We start from the raw sequence: 5242 nt of genomic DNA on the forward strand, positions 1-5242 counted from the left end.
TCTTTCCGCCTGTTACAAATTGTAAGCCTGTTTCCGTTAAAAAGATTTCTTTTACACCAGCATAGGATACAATTTCATAAATTCCGTAATTTGATGTTTCGCTGAAGAATGAAGAAACGATATACCCTTGCGCAAACGGAAGTTTTCCCTGATTGTAAGCGTCAAATAGGTTGCGGTACGGAACATCGCTTGTTTCTACAGGTCTTAATGTTGATGTTGTTTTTGCAGCCGTAGGTTTAGAGATTGTTACTTTATTCACGGATTTTTTAGCAGCAGGCTTTTTCGCCGCTGGTTTTTTCGCCGCAGGCTTTTTAGCGCTTGCTTTTTTAGCAGCAGGCTTTTTAGCCGCTGATTTTTTCGCCGCAGGTTTTTTCTTAGCCGCCGGTTTTTTGACTTTTGCTTTTTTAGCAGTCGCTTTTTTGGCTGTTGATTTTTTCGCCGCAGGTTTTTTCTTAGCTGCCGGCTTTTTCGCCGCAGGTTTCTTCTTAGCTGCCGGTTTTTTCTTTGCCGGCTTTTTAGCTGTTGCCATTATTTCCTCCTAATTAATATGGTATTCATATTATATGACAATTATAAACCGATCTATATCTATTTATCAACTGTTTTTTTAGTAAAGATACAGTTAAATTCAGTATCCGGCGTAAAACGGCGAATACTGAATTTTTCTATTTTACACGAGATAGTGTTACGGCGCAGGTGGTTACAATGTCTTCAACCGACGCGCCTCTGGAAAGATCGCTTATCGGTTTTGCAAACCCCTGAAGGAATGGTCCGTAGGCTTGAGCTTTGCCGAGACGCTGAACCAGTTTATACCCGATATTGCCTGAGCCTAAATCGGGGAAAATCAGGGTATTAACCTTGCCTCTTACGGGGCTTCCTGGTGCTTTTTTATCCAGTACCGAAGGAACAAGGGCGGCGTCCGCCTGCAATTCTCCGTCAAAAACAAACCCTAGGTTTCGGGTTTCAAGGATTTTTACAGCTTCTTGTACCTTTGTTACATTATCATGTTTTGCGGAGCCTTTTGATGAGAATGATAAAAGAGCGGCTACAGGCTCGGTATTTAAGAATTCACGGCAGGATTGGGCTGCGCATTCCGTAATATCGGCAAGCTGCTCTGCAAGCGGGTCGGGAATTACAGCGCAATCGGAGAATATCATCGATCCTTCTTTTCCGTATTGGGGATCCATTCCTGTCATAACAAAGCATGAGGAAGCGGTTTTAATGCCGGGGGCTGTTCCGATTATGGCAAGCCCCGCGCGAAGTACGTCGCCCGTCGTATTTATCGCTCCCGCAACAGACGCGTCCGCGTCTCCAAGATGAACCATCATAGCTCCCCAGCGTAGTGGGTCAGTAATATCGATTTTTGCCTGCTCAGGCGTCATACCTTTCTTTTTTCGTAATTCGTAATATTCATTGGCGTATTTGCTTAAAACGGAACTGTCAGTTCCCGGGTGAACAAGAGCTATGCCGGTAAGATCGACGCCTTCTTTCATAGCAACTTCCTGTATACCTGCGATATTTCCAAGCAGTGTAACGCTTGAAGCTAATTTTTCGTCAACAAGAATTCTAGCGGCTCTGATAGTCCGCTCCTCATTACCTTCCGGTAATACAAGTCTTTTTAGCGAGCCTGCCGCTTTTGCCTTCATAATCGATACAAAGTCCATGTTTCCTCCTTAAAATAATACCAAATTTATGATAACTCCTTTTCTTAACTTGCGCAAGATGTTATATTTTGTTATAATCTTGAAAAAGCGGGGGCGTAGGTGACTGAAGTATACAATGACTTTCTGGAAGATTCGGATTTTGACACAATTCTTTCGCCGGATATTGATTTTACGGGGACATTACGTTTTGAAAAACCTTTTCTTATCAGGGGAAAGGTCTCTGGGGAAATTAACGCTTCCGGCTTGCTGGTTATAGATGAAAACGCGGTAGTAAACGCCAATATTCACGCCCTGCGCGTTTTAATCCGCGGACAGGTAAAAGGCGATGTTACCGCCGTTGAAAAAGTGGAAGTTACAATTTCCGGCAAGTTGTCGGGAAATGTTACGGCTCCCGAAATCTACATGGAAACAGGCTGTATATTTAACGGCAGATGTACAATGGTTGGAAAAAACACATTATGAAAACAAATATTAAATGTTTATTAGCTATTTTCCTTTTAATTCTTACTTTTAATGTTTATGCTCAAGACGATAACGGTCCTGACGCGTTAGCGGAATACCGCGCCGGAAATTTTGAAAGAGCGGTTGTTATTTGCCGCGAAGAATTAGCCGAAAACCCGAATAATTTGGAATCTCATGTTGTTATTTGCTGGTCGTTAATACGGCTGAACCGTTTGGAAGAGGCAATGCGCTATGCCCGCGCCGGAAGAGCTTTATACCGTTTTGATGTAAGAATCACCCAGATTATGGGAGAAATAAGTTATTATCAGGGGAGAAACGACGAGGCGCTACAGTATTTCCAAGAGTACGCAAGTTCCGCACCCGAAGGACAGCGAATTGATCAGGTTTATTATTTGATGGGAGAAGTATATATCCGTCAGGGAAAATTCCGTCATGCCGACATCGCCCTTTCTACCGCCGTTCACTGGGTTCCGAATAATGCGGCATGGTGGGTCAGGCTTGCGTATACGCGAGAAAACGCAGGCGATTTATCCAGCGCGATAGAAGCTTACGAGCGCGCTCTTTCCCTTAATTCTCAGCTGTCTGACGCCCAGCGCGGCATTGAAAGAATCAGGCGGACTATGGGTAATGCTCAATAGCGCGACAGGGAATGCCGTCCTTTTTAACTTTAACCTTAGGCTGTAAACTCAACCTGTTGGAAAGCGAAGCTATTACCGATGCTTTTCTTCGCGCGGGTTTTGAACACGCGGCAAAAGCGCCTTCTGTCGTTATTGTTAATACCTGTACTGTAACATCAAAAGCTGACCAAAAAGCAAGGCGAGTTATAAGAAAAGCGTTGCGCGATTATCCAAAAAGCATAGTTCTTGTAACAGGTTGTTACGCGCAGTTGAACAGTGATGACTTATTAAAATTGGACGACGGCAAAAAAAAGCGCCTGTTTGTAATTAAAAAAGACAGTATTATTGATCTGCCCGATTATTACAATAAAAATGAACAAATTGATGTTTTGTTGGAAAAATTTTCGGAAAGACCTCAGCCTAAAGCGGGGGAGAGGGTTTTTCAATTTAATCCGCAGGTTTTTTCCGACCACACAAGAAGTTTTTTAAAAATTCAGGACGGGTGTAATAATCATTGTACATATTGCAGAATTCGCTTAGCGCGCGGCGCGAGTACCAGTCTTGACGCTGATGAAGCGTTGTCTCGTTTGCGGATATTGGAAAAAAGCCACGCGGAAGCCGTGATTACGGGCGTAAATATCAGTCAGTACAGCGATGAAAAAAAAGCGGCTAACCTTGCGCGGCTGTTGGAGTATCTTTTAAAAGGGACTGAAAAAATTGCCCTGCGCTTATCCAGTCTTGCGCCCGATAAAATTGATGAGGAGCTTATCGGCGTTTTATCGAATAAGCGCATCCGCCCTCATTTTCATTTATCGATTCAATCGTGCAGTAAAAAAATACTTGAAAAAATGGGACGCTCCTACGACGGCAAAACTATTGAAGACGCTGTTTCCCTTTTGCGCCGCGCAAAAACAGATCCGTTCCTTGCCTGCGACATTATTACAGGCTTCCCCGGGGAAACGGAAGCGGAGTTTAAGGAAACTTTTGAAATGTGCAAAAAAATGGACTTTGCATGGATACATGTCTTTCCGTATTCAAAAAGACCGGGAACCGCCGCCTTTTCTTTCCCTGAGTCATTACATGAAGCCGAAGTTACAAGGCGGGTAGGGTTTTTTACGGAGCTTGCACAGCAGGGCAGGGCGGAGTATGTGCGGCGCTGGCTTGGCAAAGAGGTTGACGTGCTGGTGGAAAAAGGGGGCGGAAAATACAGCCGTGGAGTTTCTGAGAATTACATGAAAATGCTTATCCGTTACAAGGGAGACCCTCCGTCGCGCGGAGAGGTTTTAAGGTGCAAACTGTTGGAAAAACCCGATGCGGAAAAAGCAGCGGATTATGATGCCATAGCGGAAATATGCCCTATTTCTTGACAATGTGCGTAAAATTGGGAATAATTGGTAGGGAAGTTGTTCAGAAACTGAAGTTTCCGGACAACTCTAGTAACGGGGATATAGCTCAGTTGGTTAGAGCGCTAGCTTTGCAAGCTAGAAGTCAGGGGTTCGAATCCCCTTATCTCCAATGGTTTTTGCAAGTACCCCTATAAATTAATATTTGGAAAAATTTAATACTTACTGGAGTGGGTGGGATTCGAACCCCTGAATTGGGAAGGGGCTTTATATGTTGGTTTTGGGATGGAGAGGACTTCAGTCCTGCCCGCGGCGCGGACGGCGAGCTAAAGCTCGCCTCAATAGTTCATCTTATTAAGTTTTTTTGCGCCGGAACGATTAGGATTATTCATCTACACGCCTTAAGCGGCGTGCTTGGTAGAGTTCCCCCTTATCTCCAGATAATTTTACAAATACTGGAATGGGTGGGGGATTCGAACCCCTGAATTGGGGAAGAGTCTTTTTAACAAATTTAGGAGTGGAATAAGGACAATTTTATGCTTTTTTTTGCTAAACATTGAAAAACGTAAATAGATGTACTAAAATATAGGTAATGTGGCAAATAGTCAGGAAAACAGCATGCGTTTTAGCACTACTTTTTTGTTCGTTTTCAGTGGTTTACGCGGCAAATTCTAAGAATATTACACTCTGTATCCAGGGAACTGGGCAGCCGGTCTTTGTCCAAGGGTTTAAAGAAGCCCTTATTATAGAGGCAAAGGCGGCGGGATACCAGGTTACCGAAAATATGAGCGCGGCTAAATATAATATCAAATTTACAGTCGAATTTGATCAAAGTACGCAAAAATCCAAGTTTGTTGTAAGCCTTGTAAAAGTTGTTGTTTTGTCGTTAATTGTCTCACTGAAATATTAATTTACAGACGAAGAAGAAATGCTGTTTTATTGTCAATTGGTCTTTTTTATGCGCATGGCTAACCTTCCCGACAATGAAGTCGCGGCTTCCGAGCCTGCAGATGACAGTTGGCGGAATAAATGGCTTTATATCAGCCCTTATTATAGTTATTCATTTATGCTTTTAGCTTTACAAAAAGACGGTTTGCGCGCGGGAATTGGCGTTTATAACGAACCTCTTACTGTTATAAATCCGCTTGATAATAAA

The 5242-nt window shown here is 43.3% G+C and carries 6 protein-coding genes, 1 tRNA gene and 1 pseudogene; 6 read left to right on the top strand and 2 right to left on the bottom strand.

What is annotated here, in order from left to right; genetic code table 11:
- Both ACYVTD_RS09530 and pta read right to left on the bottom strand, forming a co-directional pair.
- Positions 1–529, bottom strand: a pseudogene (locus tag ACYVTD_RS09530) (hypothetical protein); the annotation flags it as partial.
- A 136-nt stretch (positions 530–665) separates the two neighbouring features.
- A complete protein-coding gene (gene pta, locus ACYVTD_RS09535; RefSeq protein WP_461247544.1) occupies positions 666–1664 on the bottom strand; it encodes a phosphate acetyltransferase in 999 nt (332 codons plus the stop codon).
- A 99-nt stretch (positions 1665–1763) separates the two neighbouring features.
- Between pta and ACYVTD_RS09540 the strand changes: the two genes are divergently transcribed.
- The 6 genes from ACYVTD_RS09540 to ACYVTD_RS09565 all read left to right on the top strand — a co-directional run.
- Positions 1764–2126 carry a bactofilin family protein gene (locus ACYVTD_RS09540; protein ID WP_461247545.1) on the top strand — a complete coding sequence of 121 codons (363 nt, stop codon included), beginning with the start codon at positions 1764–1766 and terminating at the stop codon, positions 2124–2126.
- The gene (locus tag ACYVTD_RS09545) at positions 2123–2764 is read left to right on the top strand and encodes a tetratricopeptide repeat protein (RefSeq protein ID WP_461247546.1); all 642 of its coding nucleotides are present in this window, start codon (positions 2123–2125) and stop codon (positions 2762–2764) included. The genes ACYVTD_RS09540 and ACYVTD_RS09545 overlap by 4 nt, the downstream gene beginning before the upstream one ends.
- Positions 2765–2775: 11 nt before the next feature.
- Positions 2776–4110, top strand: coding sequence for a tRNA (N(6)-L-threonylcarbamoyladenosine(37)-C(2))-methylthiotransferase MtaB (gene mtaB / locus ACYVTD_RS09550; protein ID WP_461247547.1), 1335 nt, complete (start codon positions 2776–2778; stop codon positions 4108–4110).
- Between the two features lie 74 nt (positions 4111–4184).
- Positions 4185–4258, top strand: a tRNA-Ala gene (locus tag ACYVTD_RS09555).
- A 480-nt stretch (positions 4259–4738) separates the two neighbouring features.
- On the top strand, positions 4739–4996 hold the full coding sequence (locus ACYVTD_RS09560) for a hypothetical protein (protein ID WP_461247548.1): 258 nt from the start codon (positions 4739–4741) through the stop codon (positions 4994–4996).
- An 18-nt stretch (positions 4997–5014) separates the two neighbouring features.
- On the top strand, positions 5015–5242 hold a 228-nt coding region (locus ACYVTD_RS09565), incomplete at its 3' end, for a hypothetical protein (RefSeq protein WP_461247549.1).

This window comes from Treponema sp. R6D11, assembly GCF_054786075.1.